Source organism: Streptomyces griseoaurantiacus, from assembly GCF_036189845.1.
Classification (GTDB): domain Bacteria; phylum Actinomycetota; class Actinomycetes; order Streptomycetales; family Streptomycetaceae; genus Streptomyces; species Streptomyces griseoaurantiacus.
This window is the reverse complement of the sequence record NZ_CP108326.1, coordinates 2,828,612-2,845,406: the sequence shown is the minus strand read 5'-3', so window position 1 is coordinate 2,845,406 and position 16,795 is coordinate 2,828,612. Positions and strand designations below refer to the sequence as shown.

Below are 16,795 nucleotides of genomic sequence, written 5' to 3'. Positions count from 1 at the left end.
CCCCCCGCCCGGCCCACCGGATCAGCTCCCCGGGGTGGGGCCGGGGCCGGGGCGCTCGACACCGGCGGCGCGGGCGAGTTCGAGGTCGAGGGCCTCGCGCCGGATGCGCAGGTCGATGTAGAGGAGCGAGGTGACACCGGCGGTGAGGGGCAGTGTCAGGGCGGAGCCGATCACGCCTCCGATGCCGCTGATCATGAGGAAGGACCAGCCCAGGTCGGCGGTGCCGTCGAGGAAGTTGCCGAGGCCGTTGCCGGTGAGCACACCGGCCAGGACGGTGAAGGGCACGGCGATGACCGAGCCGACCACGCCGGCGATGACCCGCGCGAGCAGCTGGATCCCGAAGACCCGCCACCACGAGCCGTTCACCAGCTTCGCGGAGCGGCCGAGGGCCTTGCGGACGCTCTGCTTCTCCAGTGCCAGCGCGGGCGGGGCGAGGGAGAACCGTACGAGGACCCAGGTGGCCAGGACGCTCGCGGCCATCCCGCCGAGCGCGGCCAGTGCGGCGCCTCCCGCGGTCGAGCCGCCCAGGGCGACGAGGATGCCGGGCAGGGTGCCGACGCCGATGATCGCGGCGCCGATGAGCGGCAGCAGCAGCGTCAGCCCGCACAGCCGGGGCAGTTGCGGCCGGATGTCCCGGGCGACCTCGCCGGCGGTGACCGGACGGCCGAGGACCGAACGGCTCATCACGGGTGTCAGCAGGGCCGTCGCGGCGATGGCGGCGACGGCGGTGACGAGGAGGACGACGCTCGAGTTCAGCAGCGAGCCGCCGGCGGCGCGCAGCGTCTCCTCGGGAGTGGCGCTGGGGTCGTCGAGGACGGCGGTGTTGTCGAGGTACAGGCCCTGGAGCAGGACGACGACGATCTCGGTGACGACGGCGACGGCCAGCGAGATACCGAGAACGGTGCGCCAGTGGGTGCGCATGGTGGCGACGGCGCCGTCGAGGATCTCGCCGAGGCCGAGCGGGCGCAGCGGGATGACGCCGGGCTTGGCCGCGGGCGGCGGTCCGCCCCAGGGGCCGCCCCAGCCGCCGGGCGGGCCGTAACCCGGATGGCCGTATCCGGGGCCGCCGTGACCGGGGGGCCCGTATCCGGGGCCGCCGGTGGGGCCCGGGGTGCCCCAGCCGCCGGGAGCGGCGGGGCCTCCGCCGTACGGTCCGGGGCCGGTCGGCGGGGGCGGCGGTGTCCCCCAGCCGGGGTAGCCGGGACCGGCCTGCGGGGCCTGCGGGGCCTGCGGGGCCTGCGGGGGTTGAGGAGCGGTCCACTGTCCGGCCGGCGGCTGCTCCTCGGACCACTTGGAGGACTGCGGGGTGCGGTCGGCGCCGTCCCGGCCGCCCTGGCCGCCCTGGTCACCTTGGTCCGGGATCCGGTCGGAGGGCTGCTCCGAGGGCTGCTCCGGCGGCTGTGCGGCGCCGCCGGGGGTGTCCGGCTCGTCGGAGGGGGCAGATCCGGGCGAGGCCCAGCCCGGAGTGTCGGTCATCGTCGCTCCTTCTCGGTGCCCGTCCGCGGTCGCGGCGGCCAATTGGCTGCCATCGTGTCATGGGGCGCCCGGGGGGTGACCGCGGGCCGTCCGAGCTGTACGCCTTCAATTGTCCGCCCGATCCGGGGCAGACTGGACGGATGGCTGATCAGTACGCGCACAGCGGCGACGGCGACGGGCCGGCCGAGACGTCCGAGAACCGGGTCACCCCGGCGATCCGTTGGGAGGAGCCGCCCGAGGGCCCCGTGCTGGTCCTGCTCGATCAGACCCGGCTGCCCGCCGAGGAGGTCGAGCGGGTGTGCACGGACCCGCCCGCGCTCGTGGAGGCGATCCGCGGCCTCGCCGTGCGGGGGGCGCCGCTGCTCGGGATCGCGGGGGCGTACGGGGTCGCGCTCGCCGCCGCCCGCGGCTTCGACGTCGCGGACGCCGCGCAGGCGCTCGCGGGCGCCCGGCCCACTGCGGTGAACCTGTCCCTGGGCGTGCGCCGGGCCAGGGCCGCCCACCAGGAGGCGCTGGCCGGGGGTGCCGGCGAGGAGGCGGCCGCGCGGGCGGCGCTGGAGGCGGCGCGGGCGTTGCACCGGCAGGACGCCGAGGCCAGCGCGCGGATGGCGGCGCACGGGCTGGCGCTGCTCGACGAGCTGCTGCCCGGCGGGGGCCACCGGGTGCTCACCCACTGCAACACCGGGGCGCTGGTGTCGGGCGGGGAGGGCACGGCGTTCGCGGTCGCGCTCGCGGCGCACCGGGCGGGGCGGTTGCGCCGGCTGTGGGTGGACGAGACCCGGCCGCTGCTGCAGGGCGCCCGGCTGACGGCGTACGAGGCGGCGCGCAACGGGATGGCGTACACGCTGCTGACGGACAGCGCGGCCGGTTCGCTGTTCGCGGCGGGCGAGGTGGACGCGGTGCTGGTGGGGGCCGACCGGATCACCGCCGACGGATCGGTGGCGAACAAGATCGGCACCTATCCGCTGGCGGTGCTGGCCCGCTACCATCACGTGCCGCTCGTCGTCGTGGCACCGGTGACGACGGTGGATCCGGACACCCCCGACGGAGCCTCCGTGGAGGTGGAGCAGCGCGGCGGCCACGAGGTCACCGAGCTGTCCGGACCGCAGGTGCCGGTGGTGGGTGCGGAGGCGGTCGGCGGGATCCCCGTGGCGCCGCTGGGGACCCAGGCGTACAACCCGGCGTTCGACGTGACGCCGCCCGAGCTGGTGACGGCGATCGTCACCGAGGAGGGCGTCGTCTCACCCGTGACGGCCGAGGCGCTGGCGGAGCTGTGTGCCAGGTCACGCCAGGCCACGACGAGCTAATGGGATGATGGCTTATATGAAGGGACGAGTCCTTGTCGTCGACGACGACACCGCACTGGCCGAGATGCTCGGCATTGTGCTGCGTGGTGAAGGTTTTGAACCGTCTTTCGTAGCCGACGGTGACAAGGCGCTGGCCGCGTTCCGTGAGACGAAGCCGGATCTGGTCCTCCTCGACCTGATGCTGCCCGGCCGGGACGGTATCGAGGTGTGCCGTCTCATCCGGGCGGAGTCCGGGGTGCCCATCGTGATGCTGACCGCGAAGAGCGACACGGTCGACGTGGTGGTGGGCCTGGAATCGGGGGCGGACGACTACATCGTCAAGCCCTTCAAGCCCAAGGAGCTGGTGGCCCGGATCCGGGCGCGGCTGCGCAGGTCGGAGGAACCGGCGCCGGAGCAGCTCGCGATAGGCGACCTGGTCATCGACGTGGCCGGGCACTCCGTGAAGCGGGAGGGGCAGTCCATCGCGCTGACCCCGCTGGAGTTCGACCTGCTCGTCGCGCTGGCCCGCAAGCCGTGGCAGGTGTTCACCCGGGAGGTGCTCCTGGAGCAGGTGTGGGGCTACCGCCACGCGGCGGACACCCGCCTGGTCAACGTGCACGTCCAGCGGCTGCGCTCCAAGGTCGAGAAGGACCCGGAGAAGCCGGAGATCGTGGTGACGGTCCGTGGTGTCGGATACAAGGCAGGACCGAGCTGACATGCCCGAGGACAGTGCCGCTTCGGCGCCCGGCCGGTCCGGGGTCCGCCCGGAGCGGACTGTCGACGGCGTGAGGGCGAAGGAATCCCGCTGGGCACGCCTGTTCGAGGGCGGCCTGCTGCAGGGCGGTGTGCAGGGCAGTCCCGTGCTGCGGCTCCTGATGCGCTGGGTACGGCGGCCGCTGCTGCCGGTGATGCGCCTGTGGCGTCGCAACATCCAGCTCAAGATCGTCGCCACGACGCTGCTGATGTCGCTCGGAGTGGTGCTGCTGCTCGGCTTCGTCGTCATCGGCCAGGTGCGCAACGGGCTCCTGGACGCCAAGGTGAAGGCCTCCCAGAGCCAGGCGACCGGCGGGTTCACGGTGGCCGGCCAGCGGGCCGACAGCGCGGCGAGCGGCGGTGGGGACGACAGCTCCGCCGCCACCGGCGGGAGCAACGGCGACGGCGACACCGTGCAGAACATCAGCGGGTGGCTCAGCGACCTCGTGGAGTCGCTCTCCAGCGGCGGCCAGGGCGCCTTCGACGTCGTCACGCTGAGCACCACCGCCGCGGACAACGAGGGGCGCGGCTTCGGCCCGCGCGCCTCCGGCGGCGTCGACTGGAGCCTGAGCGTGCCCGAGAGCCTGCGCGAGCGGGTCGACGCGGGCACCGGGGCGGTGCAGAGCTACACCCGCATCGTCTACACCAAGGGCAAGAGCGAGCCGCAGCCAGGACTGATCATCGGCAGGCAGGTCAACGACCCCAACGGCAACCCCTACCAGCTGTACTACCTCTTCCCGCTCACGCAGGAGGAGAAGTCGCTCAGCCTGGTCAAGGGCACGCTGGCGACGGCGGGACTGTTCGTCGTCGTCCTGCTCGGGGCGATCGCCTGGCTCGTCGTGCGCCAGGTCGTCACCCCGGTGCGGATGGCGGCCGGGATCGCCGAGCGGCTGTCCGCGGGACGCCTGCAGGAACGCATGAAGGTCACCGGCGAGGACGACATCGCCCGCCTGGGCGAGGCCTTCAACAAGATGGCGCAGAACCTGCAGCTCAAGATCCAGCAGCTCGAGGACCTGTCGCGGATGCAGCGGCGGTTCGTCTCGGACGTCTCGCACGAGCTGCGCACCCCGCTGACCACCGTGCGGATGGCGGCCGACGTCATCCACGACGCCCGGGTGGACTTCGACCCGGTGACCGCACGGTCGGCGGAACTCCTCGCCGACCAGCTCGACCGCTTCGAGACACTGCTCGCCGACCTGCTGGAGATCAGCCGGTTCGACGCGGGCGCGGCGGCGCTGGAGGCCGAGCCGATCGACCTGCGCGAGGTCGTGCGGCGGGTGGTCAGCGGGGCCGAACCGCTCGCCGAGCGCAAGGGAACCCGAATACGGGTCGTGGGCGACCAGCAGCCCGTCGTGGCCGAGGCCGACGCCCGGCGCGTGGAGCGCGTGCTGCGCAACCTGGTCGTCAACGCCGTGGAACACGGTGAGGGGCGCGACGTCCTCGTGAAGCTGGCCGCCGCGGGCGGCGCGGTGGCGGTGGCGGTGCGCGACTACGGGGTGGGACTCAAGCCGGGGGAGGCGACCCGGGTGTTCAGCCGCTTCTGGCGGGCGGACCCGGCACGCGCGCGCACCACCGGCGGCACCGGTCTCGGGCTGTCGATCGCCCTGGAGGACGCCCGGCTGCACGGGGGCTGGCTGCAGGCCTGGGGCGAACCGGGCGGCGGCTCGCAGTTCCGGCTCACGCTGCCGCGGACGGCCGACGAGCCGCTGCGGGGGTCCCCGATACCGCTGGAGCCCGCGGACTCGCGGCGCCACCGCGGACGCAAGGACGCCGAGCGGCGCGAGGGCGGGACGGGTGCGCAGGCTGCGGCCGACGGGCGCAACGGTTCCGGGTTCGCCCCGGGAACGGGCGCGAGCAACGTCTCCTCGGTGCCCCTGCAGCCGACGTCCGGTGACCGGGGTCCGCTGCCGCCGCGCACCCCGCGGCTGGCCTCGGAGAGCCCGGCGGCCGACCCGACCGCGTTCCCCGGCAGCGGCGCCCGCGTCGTACCGCGCCCCTCGGGCGGCGTACGGCGGGTGGACGGTCCGGCGGGAGCCGGCGGAGCGGGAGCGCCCGGGACGCAGGGCGGACGGGACGGCGCGGCGGGTGCGGCCGGCGCCGAGGGCACGGCGGGCGCCGAGAGTGTGGCCGGTGCGGCAGGTGTCGCGGGTACGGCGGGCACGGCGAGTACGGCGAGTACGGGGAGCGCGGCGAGTACGGCGGGCGCGGTGAGCGCGAGCAGTGCGGCAGGCAGGACGAGGCAGGGGCCGTCCGAGGGCGGCAGTGGGCCAGGGGAGGCCATCGGTGGGGGCTGAGGGGGGCGGCCGACGGCGTCGGAGGACGTCCGGCGGGGCCGGGGCAGCGGCGCCCCGCGTGAGCGACGTGGCCGGCCGCCGGCCGGGCCGGGCGCGGCGGGTGCGGACCGGGGTGTACCTCGCGTGCGCCGGCGCGCTGCTGGCGGGATGCGCCTCGATGCCGGACAGCGGAGATCTGCGCGGGGTCGAGTCGACGCCGCGGCAGGACCCGCAGGTCCGGGTCTTCGCGCTGCCGCCGCGCGAGAACGCCTCGCCCGCGGAGATCGTGCAGGGCTTTCTCGAGGCGCTGACCAGCGACGACCCGCAGTACGAGACCGCGCGCAAGTACCTGACCGGCAAGGCCTCGCACCAGTGGCGGCCGGAGCGGTCGATCACCGTGCTCGACGCCAGCCCGAATCCGGAGGCCGAGCGCACCGGCAACCGCGAGAGCGGCGACGACTACGCCTACGGCCTCACCGGCCGGCGGGTCGCCCGCATCGACGCGCAGCACAAGTACACGTCCGACGCCGGGTCGTACGCCAAGACCATCCACCTCGTGCAGGACAAGGGCAGCAAGCAGTGGCGCATCGACGCGCTGCCCCAGGGCGTGGTGATGGGCGCCTCCGACTTCCAGCGCAACTACGAGTCGGTCAACAAGTACTACTTCGCCACCAACGGGCCGACGACGGCGGCCGGACGGCTGAGCACCGTCGCCGACCCGGTGTACGTGCGCAAGCAGGTCGACCCGGTGACCCAGGTGATCCAGGCCCTGCTGAAGGGGCCCACGCGCTGGCTGGCGCCGGTCGCGCGGTCCGGGTTCCCCGCGGGGGTCGCGCTGCGCCCGGGAGCCGGTGCGCTGACGCCCGACGACCAGAACCGGCTCACCGTGCCGCTGAACAAGGCGGCGGACCGGGTCGGCTCCCGGCAGTGCGCCAGGATGGCGGCGCAGCTCCTGTTCACGCTGCAGGACCTGACGCCCACCGGGGTGACCTCGGTGGAGCTGCAGAAGTCCGACGGCTCGCAGCTCTGCACGCTCAACGAGGACCGTGCGCAGGACATCGCCTCGCACGGCACCGCGAAGCGGCCCGAGTTCGAGTACTTCATCGACGACAAGCAGCGGCTGGTCCGGATGACCGCCGGGGGGACGGAGGCCGAGCAGGTGCCGGGGGCGCTCGGCCAGGGCACCGCGTTGCTGCGGGCCGCCGCGGTCTCGCGCGACGAGAAGAGCGCGGCGGGGGTCTCGGCCGACGGCCGTTCCCTGTACGTCGGGTCGCTCGTGCCGGACGCGCCGCTGGGGGAGGCGCTGCTGCGGAGCCAGGGCGCGTCGCCGGACGACCGGCTGACCACGCCCAGCTGGGACAGCCGGGGCGATCTGTGGGTCGCCGACCGCAATCCGCAGGACCCGCGGCTGCTGCTGTTCGAGAAGGGCGCGGGTGAGCCGGTGGAGGTCGCCACGCCCGGACTCGACGGGCGGATCGACGCGGTGCGGGTCGCGGGGGACGGGGTGCGGGTCGCGCTGATCGTGGAGAAGGACGGCAAGACGTCGCTGCAGATCGGGCGGATCGAGCGGGAGAAGGCGGCGGTGGGGGACGGCGGCGGTGGGGGTGCGGCCGGGTCGGCCGGCTCGGCTGCCGGCTCTGGCGCCGGGAGTGGTGAGACCGGGGCCCGGGCCGTCGTCTCGATCCAGGAGCTGCGGTCGCTCATGCCCCAGTTCGAGGCGGTGACGGCGATGTCGTGGGCCGGGGACAGCCGGCTCGTGGTGGTCGGGCGCGAATCGGGCGGCGTGCAGCAGATCCGGTACGTGCAGGTCGACGGGTCCACGCCGGCGGGGTCGGCGCCGGCGTCCCTGACGGGGGTCAAGCAGATCACGGCGTCGGAGGACGAGCGGTTGCCGTTGGTGGCGTACTCGGAGGACGGGATCGTGCGGTTGTCCTCCGGGGCGCAGTGGCAGAAGGTGATCAAGAAGGGTACGGCGCCGGTGTACCCGGGCTAGCCGGGGGCCCGTTGCGGGGCGGGGGAGTACCGGAGGGCCGGGGGTGCCCCGGAGTTTCCTCGCCCCCGCCGCCCCTGGCCTTCCCGGCCCCAGGGGCTCCGCCCCTTCCACCCCACCGGGGGCGCCACGCCCCCGGACCCGGACCAAAGCCCCGTGCGGGGCTGTGCCCCTGCCCCCGTGCGGGGCTGTGCCCTTGCCCCCGTGCGGGGCTGTGCCCGCCCCTGCGCACTGTCTGGCCGCCGCCGACCCGTCCCGTAGTCCCCTCCCCGCCTCCTGCCCCCCTGCCCTCCAGTTGTCCACAGGTGTCCCGATCCCCTTCCGCTTCGGGCAGGGTGTGGGGGTATGTGGTGGTGGCGGGAAGTGGTGGGGCTGGTGGTGTCGGGGGAGTGCGGGGGGTGTGGGCGGGGGCGGGTCGTGTTGTGCGAGGGGTGCCGGGCGGTGCTCCGCGGGGGTGGGGCAGTGCGGGTGCGGCCGGGGGTGGTGGGGGTGCCGCCGGTGTGGGCGGCCGCGGGGTACCGGGACGTGGTGCGTGCGGTGCTGCTCGCGCACAAGGAGCGTGGGGCGCTGGCGCTCGCCGGGCCGCTCGGGGCGGCGCTGGCCGGGGCGGTGGGGGCCGCGGCGGAAGGGCGGGGGGTGGTGCTCGTGCCGGTGCCCTCGGCGCGCCGGGCCGTGCGGGCGCGGGGCCACGACGCGACGCGCCGGATCGCGCGGGCGGCCGCCGCCGAGCTGCGGCGGACGGGGACGGCCGCCCGCGTCGCGGCCGTGCTGCGGCAGCGACGCCCCGTGGCCGACCAGGCGGGGCTGAGTTCCGCACGGCGGCGGGCGAACCTCGCCGGGGCCCTGGAGGTCGTGCCGGGCGGGGTACGGCTGTTGACGGCCGGCCGGATCGTGCTCGTCGACGACCTGCTGACCACCGGCGCCACACTCGCGGAGGCCGCCCGGGCCGTACGCACGTCCTTCACGGGCGCACAGGTGTACGGCACTGCTGCCGGGGAAGCTAGGGAGGAACGACCGACGGCGGGCGTTTCCGGGCCCGGCGTTCCGCCGCTTCGCGCGGCCGTGGTCGCCGCGCCGTCCGATTCTTTCGCAACCAACCGGAACTGACTGAGAACGCTCATCGTTGCAGGTAATACAAGGGTAATTCGCCCGAACGGAGGTACCCCACAGTAGAGGGTGACGACATCCGTCCGAGCGAGATATGTTCGGTTGTGAGGGAATGGCCCAGCCCGAACCTCGCCGGTCCGAACGCCGTGCTGCGGTGATGCGTATTCACTCGCGGCGGTGGGATGGAGTTCCCGCCCACGGGGGAGGAGGAGGTGGACGTCACCGAGTCCGAGGTTCCGGTGCCCACCGGAATCTGGTGCAAGAGGGAGATGCTCCGCCGTGATGCGGAGTGATCCGGGAACGGAGTTCTGCGTGGACATCGTCGTCAAGGGCCGCAAGACCGAGGTGCCCGAGCGGTTCCGGAAGCACGTGGCCGAGAAGCTGAAGCTGGAGAAGATCCAGAAGCTCGACGGCAAGGTGATCAGCCTGGACGTCGAGGTGTCCAAGGAGCCCAACCCCCGTCAGGCGGACCGCTCCGACCGGGTGGAGATCACCCTCCACTCCCGCGGCCCGGTGATCCGGGCGGAAGCGGCGGCCAGCGACCCCTACGCGGCACTGGACCTGGCCACCGACAAGCTCGAGGCGCGGCTGCGCAAGCAGCACGACAAGCGGTGCGCACGACGCGGCACCCGGCGCCTCTCGGCCGCCGACGTCCCCGACCACGTCCCCGACGCGGCCACCCTGGACGGCCACGGCGGCACAGTCGTCGCGACGGAACCGGAAGCGGTGCCGACGAAGAAGATCGGTTCTCTGGAGGTGACGGGCGACGGCCCGCTCGTCGTCCGGGAGAAGACCCACGTCGCGTCCCCGATGACACTCGACCAGGCCCTCTACGAGATGGAACTGGTCGGGCACGACTTCTACCTGTTCATCGATTCCGAGAGCAAGGAACCCAGCGTCGTCTACCGGCGGCACGCCTACGACTACGGCGTCATCCACCTGAACACCGACCCCATGGTCACCCGGTCGGGGGCCGGTGACGCGGGCAGCGCGCTCGGCGGCTGACCACCCCGGCCGACCGCCCCGGCACACCCCGCCGGACGGACCTCGCGGGCAAGGAACGGTGCCCCTGGTGAGCCTCTGCGCCCCCCAGGGGCACCGGCGTGCCACCCCTTGGTACCGCGCTCCGTCACCGCACGACCGCCGCGGCATGGAATCATGGCCGCACCGGCCCAACCGGTGGGCCGTTGCCTTGGGTTGGCGATGGCACAGGACCACAGGCCACAGCCTTCAGGGGGAGGAACGATGGCGGACAGCTTCGGACCGGCGCGGGACGAGGACGCCGACGACCGCGCCACGGGCGCCGGCGAGGCGAGCGGTACGGGCCCGGAGGCGGGCACGTCACGCAAGGAGCCCATCCGCGTCCTGGTCGTCGACGACCACGCCCTCTTCCGCCGCGGCCTGGAGATCGTGCTGGCGGCCGAGGAGGACATCCAGGTCGTCGGAGAGGCAGGGGACGGCGCGGAGGCCGTGGACAAGGCCGCCGATCTGCTGCCCGACATCGTGCTGATGGATGTGCGGATGCCCCGGCGCGGTGGCATCGAGGCGTGCACGTCGATCAAGGAAGTGGCCCCCAGCGCGAAGATCATCATGCTGACGATCAGCGACGAAGAGGCCGATCTCTACGAGGCGATCAAGGCCGGCGCGACCGGATACCTCCTCAAGGAGATCTCCACGGACGAGGTCGCCACGGCCATTCGGGCCGTCGCCGACGGACAGTCGCAGATCAGTCCCTCGATGGCCTCGAAACTCCTCACCGAGTTCAAATCGATGATCCAGCGCACGGACGAACGCCGGCTGGTGCCGGCGCCGCGGCTCACCGACCGGGAACTCGAAGTGCTCAAGCTGGTCGCCACCGGAATGAACAACCGGGACATCGCCAAGGAGTTGTTCATCTCCGAGAACACCGTGAAGAACCACGTGCGGAACATCCTGGAGAAACTCCAACTGCATTCCAGGATGGAGGCCGTGGTCTACGCGATGCGGGAGAAGATCCTCGAGATTCGCTGACCGGTCCGGCGATCAGTCCAGTGCGCGGGCCAGTTCGGTGAGGAGGGGCGCGCGCAGCGCGGGGTCCGCCACCCGTTCTACGCGCACGTTCGTGCAGTTCACCCAGGTCGCCGCCTCCAGCAGGGCCTCCGCCACGGCCGGGACCGCCTTGGGACCGTCCAGCGTGACCTGACGGGCCACCAGGGTGTGGCCCTCGCGCGCCGGGTCCACCCGGCCCACCAGCCGCCCGCCCGCCAGCACCGGCATCGCGAAGTAGCCGTGCACGCGCTTCGGCTTGGGGACGTACGCCTCCAGGCGGTGGACGAAGCCGAAGATCCGTTCCGTGCGGGCCCGTTCCCAGACGAGGGAGTCGAAGGGCGACAGCAGCGTCGTGCGGTGACGGCCGCGCGGGGGCGTCGCCAGGGCGGCGGGATCGGCCCAGGCCGGGCGGCCCCAGCCCTCCACGGTCACCGGGACCAGCCCGGAGTCGGCGATCACCGCGTCGACCTGCTCGTTCCTCAGCCGGTGGTAGTCGGCGATGTCCGCGCGCGTGCCCACGCCGAGGGACTGGCCGGCCAGCCGGACCAGGCGGCGCACGCACTCCGCGTCGTCCAGCTCGTCGTGCAGCAGTGCGGCGGGGACGGCGCGCTCGGCGAGGTCGTAGACCCGCTTCCAGCCCCGGCGCTCGACGCAGACCACCTCGCCGTACATCAGGGCGCGTTCGACGGCCACCTTGGTCTCCGACCAGTCCCACCACTCGCTGGTCCGCTTCGCGCCGCCGAGGTCCGTGGCGGTCAGCGGGCCCTCCGAGCGGAGCTGCTTGATCACCTGCTCGTAGGCGCCCTCGGGGAGCGCGTGGTTCCAGTGCGGGCGCGCACGGTAGGCGCGGCGGCGGAAGGCGAAGTGGGGCCACTCCTCGACGGGCAGGATGCAGGCGGCGTGCGACCAGTACTCGAACGCGTGCGGGGGCGTGCGGACGCCCGGGGCGCTCTTCGTCCAGTAGGCGTCCTCGACCGTTGTCCGGCCCACCGCGCCCAGGCGGGCGTAGGGCACGAGTTCGTGGGAGCGGGCGAGGACCGAGATCGTGTCGAGCTGGACGGCGCCGAGGTGGCGCAGCACGCCGCGCACACCGGAGCGGCGGTCGGGGGCGCCCAGGAAGCCCTGGGCCCGCAGGGCGATGCGGCGGGCTTCCGCGGCGGTGAGGGTGGCGACGGGCGGCGGTGTCGGCGTGGGCATGGGGTCACGGTAGGGGGTGGGTCTGACAGTGGGGAGGGCTTCCCGTCACACCTCGGGCACGGCCCGGCTCCTGTCGGGCGCCGGCAGGTAGGGCGTCTTCGGGGGCAGGCCCAGGTCGGAGGGGAGCAGGGAGGCGGTCCAGCAGTCCCTGCGGACGCCCTGGTTGAGCAGGCCCGCGCGCGCGGTGCCCTCCAGGGTGAAGCCGGCCTTGCGCGCCACCGCGAGCGAGGCCGCGTTGCCCACCTCCGCGCGCCATTCCACGCGGTCCACGGACAGGAGCAGGAAGGCCCAGCGGCAGGCGGCGAGCGTCGCCTCGGTCAGGTAGCCGTGGCCGCGGTGCTCCTCGGCCGCCCAGAAGCCGATCTCCGCGACGCCCGGGCCGCGCATGGTCTGGCTGAGCATTCCGACCAGGTCGCCGGCGGGCAGGAAGACGCCGAAGGTGAACATCGAGTCGTCCGCCCAGCCCCCGGGTGCCAGGCCGCCGACGAAACCTTCGGCGTGCTCCCGCAGATACGGCGAGGGGATCGTCGTCCAGCGCTGGATGTCCGGGTCCTGGGCCGCCGCGTACACCGCGTCGGCGTCCCCGGGGCCCACCGGGCGCAGGACGAGGCGTTCGGTGGTGAGCGTGACGGGTTCCATCGGGGCCCCTCCCTTTCCGGCCTCTCGGCTTCCGGCCGATCGGCCGATTCTGCTCGGAGGGGGGCGGGGGGCGCCATTCCTCTGCGGCGCGTTGCGGCGCGTTGCGGCGCGTTGCGGGACGTTGCGGGGCAGCGCGATGCACCCGCCCCCGCGGGGGCCGCGATGACCACAGCGTGCCCGGGGCGTCACTTTTCGTGGTGCCGGGGCGGCACCTTCCGCCGCGCCCGTCCGTTGTCCTAGTGGCTGTCGGTGACAGACCTCCCGGCACGGCGGGGTCCTCGCTTACCATGGCCGTTGCTCAAACTGTCATGTGGTGACCGACCGTCCCAGGCCCGATCGGCTAAGGAGACAAACCCCCGTGTCCGTCCTCTCGAAGATCATGCGTGCAGGCGAAGGCAAGATCCTGCGCAAGCTGCACCGCATCGCGGACCAGGTCAACTCCATCGAAGAGGACTTCATCGACCTCTCCGACGCCGAGCTGCGTGCCCTCACCGACGAGTACAAGCAGCGGTACGCGGACGGAGAGAGCCTCGACGACCTGCTCCCCGAGGCGTTCGCCACCGTCCGCGAGGCCGCCAAGCGCGTGCTGGGCCAGCGCCACTACGACGTGCAGATCATGGGCGGCGCCGCCCTGCACCTGGGGTACGTGGCGGAGATGAAGACCGGCGAGGGCAAGACCCTGGTCGGCACGCTGCCGGCCTATCTCAACGCACTGTCCGGCGAGGGCGTCCACATCGTCACGGTCAACGACTACCTGGCCGAGCGCGACTCCGAGATGATGGGCCGCGTCCACAAGTTCCTCGGGCTCGAGGTCGGCTGCATCCTCGCCAACCAGACGCCGGCCCAGCGCCGCGAGATGTACCTGTGCGACATCACGTACGGCACGAACAACGAGTTCGGCTTCGACTACCTCCGTGACAACATGGCGTGGTCCCAGGACGAGCTCGTCCAGCGCGGCCACAACTTCGCCATCGTCGACGAGGTCGACTCCATCCTCGTCGACGAGGCCCGTACGCCGCTGATCATCTCCGGCCCCGCCGACCAGGCCACCAAGTGGTACGGCGACTTCGCCAAGCTGGTCACGCGCCTCAAGCGCGGCGAGGCGGGCAACCCCCTCAAGGGCATCGAGGAGACCGGCGACTACGAGGTCGACGAGAAGAAGCGCACGGTCGCCATCCACGAGTCCGGCGTGACCAAGGTCGAGGACTGGCTGGGCATCGACAACCTCTACGAGTCGGTGAACACCCCGCTCGTCGGTTACCTGAACAACGCCATCAAGGCCAAGGAACTGTTCAAGAAGGACAAGGACTACGTCGTCCTCGACGGCGAGGTCATGATCGTCGACGAGCACACCGGCCGTATCCTCGCCGGCCGCCGCTACAACGAGGGCATGCACCAGGCGATCGAGGCGAAGGAAGGGGTGGACATCAAGGACGAGAACCAGACGCTCGCCACGATCACCCTGCAGAACTTCTTCCGCCTCTACAAGCGCCACGACCACGAGGGCAAGGAACTCCCGGGCCTGTCCGGCATGACCGGTACGGCGATGACCGAGGCCGCCGAGTTCCACCAGATCTACAAGCTCGGCGTGGTGCCCATCCCGACCAACCGGCCGATGGTCCGCAAGGACCAGTCGGACCTGATCTACCGCACCGAGGTGGCCAAGTTCGAGGCGGTCGTCGACGATATCGCCGAGAAGCACGAGAAGGGCCAGCCGATCCTCGTCGGCACGACCTCCGTGGAGAAGTCGGAGTACCTCTCCCAGCAGCTCAGCAAGCGCGGCATCCAGCACGAGGTGCTGAACGCCAAGCACCACGAGCGCGAGGCCTCGATCGTCGCCCAGGCCGGCCGCAAGGGCGCCGTGACGGTGGCCACCAACATGGCCGGCCGTGGTACCGACATCAAGCTCGGCGGCAACCCCGAGGACCTCGCGGAGGCCGAGCTGCGCCAGCGCGGCCTGGACCCCGAGGAGCACATCGAGGAGTGGGCCGCGGCGCTGCCCGCCGCCCTGAAGCGCGCCGCGAAGGCCGTCCAGGCGGAGAAGGAGGAGGTCGAGTCGGTCGGCGGCCTCTACGTGCTGGGCACCGAGCGACACGAGTCGCGGCGCATCGACAACCAGCTCCGCGGCCGCAGCGGCCGTCAGGGCGACCCGGGCGAGTCCCGCTTCTACCTCTCCCTCGGCGACGACCTGATGCGGCTGTTCAAGGCCCAGATGGTCGAGCGCGTGATGTCGATGGCGAACGTCCCCGACGACGTGCCGATCGAGAACAAGATGGTCACCCGCGCGATCGCCTCCGCCCAGTCGCAGGTGGAGACGCAGAACTTCGAGACCCGCAAGAACGTCCTGAAGTACGACGAGGTGCTCAACCGGCAGCGCGAGGTCATCTACGGCGAGCGCCGCCGCGTCCTGGAGGGCGAGGACCTGCAGGAGCAGATCCACCACTTCATGGACGACACGATCGACGCCTACGTCTCCGCGGAGACCGCCGAGGGCTTCCCCGAGGACTGGGACCTCGACCGGCTGTGGGGCGCCTTCAAGCAGCTCTACCCGGTGCGGGTCACCGTCGAGGAGCTGGAGGAGGCGGCGGGCGACCGGGCCGGGCTGACCGCCGAGTACATCGCCGAGTCCATCAAGGACGACATCCGCGAGCAGTACGAGACGCGGGAGGCGCAGCTCGGCTCCGAGATCATGCGTGAGCTGGAGCGCCGGGTGGTCCTCTCGGTGCTGGACCGCAAGTGGCGCGAGCACCTCTACGAGATGGACTACCTCCAGGAGGGCATCGGCCTGCGCGCGATGGCGCAGAAGGACCCGCTGGTGGAGTACCAGCGCGAGGGCTTCGACATGTTCACCGCCATGATGGACGGCATCAAGGAGGAGTCCGTCGGCTACCTGTTCAACCTGGAGGTCCAGGTCGAGCAGCAGGTCGAGGAGGTCCCGGTCGAGGACGCGGCGCCGTCCCTGGAGAAGGCCCCGCAGGACGCGGTGCCGGCGCAGTCCGGCGCGGGCGCCCTGGCCGGGTCGGCCCGGCCCGAGATCCGGGCGAAGGGGCTCGACGCGCCGCAGCGCCGCGAGCTGCACTTCTCCGCGCCGACGGTGGACGGCGAGGGCGGTGTCATCGAGGGCGAGTTCGCCAGCGACGGCGAGCCGGTGCGGTCGGCCGCGGACGGCCTGACGCGCGCCGAGCGCCGCAAGCAGGCCAAGGGCGGGCGTCGCCGCAAGAAGTGACGGCGCGCACCCCCGGGTGAGCGCGACGGAGGGCCGGCCCCGCTTTCGGGGTCCGGCCCTCCGCGCTGTCCGGCACCCGGCGGCGGGGAGGGCCCGGGGCTTGGGAGCCCTGCCGGGCTCGAAGCCTGCCGGGCTCGGGGCCTGCCGGGCTCGATGCCTGCCGGGCTCGATGCCTGCCCGGCTCGGGGCCTGCCGGGTTCGGTGTCAGTCCGGGTCAGGTGCTGGCATCCGGGGGCCCTCCAGTTCCACCGCCGCGCAGCGCCAGCGCTGGTCGGGCGCGTGCTCCAGACGGAAGGCCATGGCGCGCAGCCGGTCACCCGTGGCGATGCGGACGAAGGCCTCGACGGCGCCGGGGCGCGGCACGAAGTAGCCGATGTCGTGGACGACGGGGCGGGCGCCGCCCGTGCGCAGGGCGCCCCGCTCGGCGAGCCAGGCCAGCTCGTCGTAGGCGCGGCCCACGGTGTGCCGCAGTATCGAGTGGACCGGGCGGTGGCCGCTGAGGACCGCCAGGAGCCGGTCGGCGAAGACGTCGGTGGGGCGGGGCGGGGGTGCCGTGCGGCGCGGGGCGCTGCCCGGGCGGCGGGTGTCGTGGCGCACGGGCGGGCGGCCGCCGGGCAGCCGCCTCGTCCTGGTCATCACCTTGTTCATGTGCGGTCCCCGTCTCGTGCCGGGTGCGGACGGCGCCGGAGCGCCGGGCATACCGGGCGGTAACTTCGTGCTGGGGATCTTGTACGGGGCCGGACGGTCGCGCCGCAACGGAGGCGAGGGGGCCGCCGGGCTCACGGCAGATTCACTCATCAGAGTGAGCGACGGGCCCGGC

At 73.0% G+C, this 16,795-nt stretch carries 12 protein-coding genes; 8 read left to right on the top strand and 4 right to left on the bottom strand.

The window, feature by feature from the left end; translation table 11 throughout:
- Positions 1-21: 21 nt before the first annotated feature.
- Positions 22-1,476 (bottom strand): glycerophosphoryl diester phosphodiesterase membrane domain-containing protein, encoded by a 1,455-nt coding sequence (locus tag OHB09_RS12585; RefSeq protein WP_328921987.1) that lies wholly within the window; start codon positions 1,474-1,476, stop codon positions 22-24.
- A gap of 140 nt (positions 1,477-1,616) precedes the next feature.
- On the opposite strand from OHB09_RS12585, the gene mtnA reads away from it, so the two are divergent.
- The 7 genes from mtnA (at position 1,617) to OHB09_RS12550 (ending at position 10,895) form a co-directional block, all read left to right on the top strand.
- Positions 1,617-2,783: an S-methyl-5-thioribose-1-phosphate isomerase gene (gene mtnA / locus OHB09_RS12580; protein WP_006138842.1), complete on the top strand. Its 1,167-nt coding sequence runs from the start codon at positions 1,617-1,619 to the stop codon at positions 2,781-2,783.
- A gap of 4 nt (positions 2,784-2,787) precedes the next feature.
- Positions 2,788-3,477: a two-component system response regulator MtrA gene (gene mtrA / locus OHB09_RS12575; protein WP_191853481.1), complete on the top strand. Its 690-nt coding sequence runs from the start codon at positions 2,788-2,790 to the stop codon at positions 3,475-3,477.
- A gap of 1 nt (position 3,478) precedes the next feature.
- Entirely contained in the window at positions 3,479-5,809 is a 2,331-nt protein-coding gene (gene mtrB / locus OHB09_RS12570) for an MtrAB system histidine kinase MtrB (protein WP_328918878.1), read from the top strand.
- A 67-nt stretch (positions 5,810-5,876) separates the two neighbouring features.
- Complete coding sequence (locus tag OHB09_RS12565; protein WP_381123727.1) at positions 5,877-7,781, top strand: LpqB family beta-propeller domain-containing protein; 1,905 nt, start codon at positions 5,877-5,879, stop codon at positions 7,779-7,781.
- A gap of 342 nt (positions 7,782-8,123) precedes the next feature.
- Positions 8,124-8,885 (top strand): ComF family protein, encoded by a 762-nt coding sequence (locus tag OHB09_RS12560; RefSeq protein ID WP_328921986.1) that lies wholly within the window; start codon positions 8,124-8,126, stop codon positions 8,883-8,885.
- Between the two features lie 312 nt (positions 8,886-9,197).
- Complete coding sequence (gene hpf, locus OHB09_RS12555) at positions 9,198-9,890, top strand: ribosome hibernation-promoting factor, HPF/YfiA family (RefSeq protein ID WP_040894345.1); 693 nt, start codon at positions 9,198-9,200, stop codon at positions 9,888-9,890.
- 240 nt (positions 9,891-10,130) lie between these two features.
- Complete coding sequence (locus OHB09_RS12550) at positions 10,131-10,895, top strand: response regulator (RefSeq protein WP_006138852.1); 765 nt, start codon at positions 10,131-10,133, stop codon at positions 10,893-10,895.
- 12 nt (positions 10,896-10,907) lie between these two features.
- Here OHB09_RS12550 and OHB09_RS12545 read toward each other — a convergent pair whose 3' ends face one another.
- Complete coding sequence (locus OHB09_RS12545) at positions 10,908-12,110, bottom strand: winged helix-turn-helix domain-containing protein (RefSeq protein ID WP_191853478.1); 1,203 nt, start codon at positions 12,108-12,110, stop codon at positions 10,908-10,910.
- A gap of 45 nt (positions 12,111-12,155) precedes the next feature.
- Positions 12,156-12,749 carry a GNAT family N-acetyltransferase gene (locus tag OHB09_RS12540; RefSeq protein WP_328921985.1) on the bottom strand — a complete coding sequence of 198 codons (594 nt, stop codon included), beginning with the start codon at positions 12,747-12,749 and terminating at the stop codon, positions 12,156-12,158.
- Between the two features lie 358 nt (positions 12,750-13,107).
- Between OHB09_RS12540 and secA the strand changes: the two genes are divergently transcribed.
- On the top strand, positions 13,108-15,975 hold the full coding sequence (secA, locus tag OHB09_RS12535; RefSeq protein WP_093596752.1) for a preprotein translocase subunit SecA: 2,868 nt from the start codon (positions 13,108-13,110) through the stop codon (positions 15,973-15,975).
- A gap of 204 nt (positions 15,976-16,179) precedes the next feature.
- On the opposite strand, the gene OHB09_RS12530 is transcribed toward secA, so the two are convergent.
- Positions 16,180-16,623, bottom strand: coding sequence for an Rv3235 family protein (locus OHB09_RS12530; RefSeq protein WP_006138857.1), 444 nt, complete (start codon positions 16,621-16,623; stop codon positions 16,180-16,182).
- Positions 16,624-16,795: the final 172 nt, after the last annotated feature.

Bases quoted from the DNA above. Each gene is read 5' to 3' on its own strand.
- OHB09_RS12585 (WP_328921987.1), bottom strand. From the start codon at position 1,476: ATGACCGACACTCCGGGCTGGGCCTCGCCCGGATCTGCCCCCTCCGAC.
- OHB09_RS12550 (WP_006138852.1), top strand. From the start codon at position 10,131: ATGGCGGACAGCTTCGGACCGGCGCGGGACGAGGACGCCGACGACCGC.
- OHB09_RS12545 (WP_191853478.1), bottom strand. From the start codon at position 12,110: ATGCCCACGCCGACACCGCCGCCCGTCGCCACCCTCACCGCCGCGGAA.
- OHB09_RS12530 (WP_006138857.1), bottom strand. From the start codon at position 16,623: ATGAACAAGGTGATGACCAGGACGAGGCGGCTGCCCGGCGGCCGCCCG.
- mtnA (WP_006138842.1), top strand. From the start codon at position 1,617: ATGGCTGATCAGTACGCGCACAGCGGCGACGGCGACGGGCCGGCCGAG.
- mtrA (WP_191853481.1), top strand. From the start codon at position 2,788: ATGATGGCTTATATGAAGGGACGAGTCCTTGTCGTCGACGACGACACC.
- mtrB (WP_328918878.1), top strand. From the start codon at position 3,479: ATGCCCGAGGACAGTGCCGCTTCGGCGCCCGGCCGGTCCGGGGTCCGC.
- OHB09_RS12560 (WP_328921986.1), top strand. From the start codon at position 8,124: ATGTGGTGGTGGCGGGAAGTGGTGGGGCTGGTGGTGTCGGGGGAGTGC.
- OHB09_RS12540 (WP_328921985.1), bottom strand. From the start codon at position 12,749: ATGGAACCCGTCACGCTCACCACCGAACGCCTCGTCCTGCGCCCGGTG.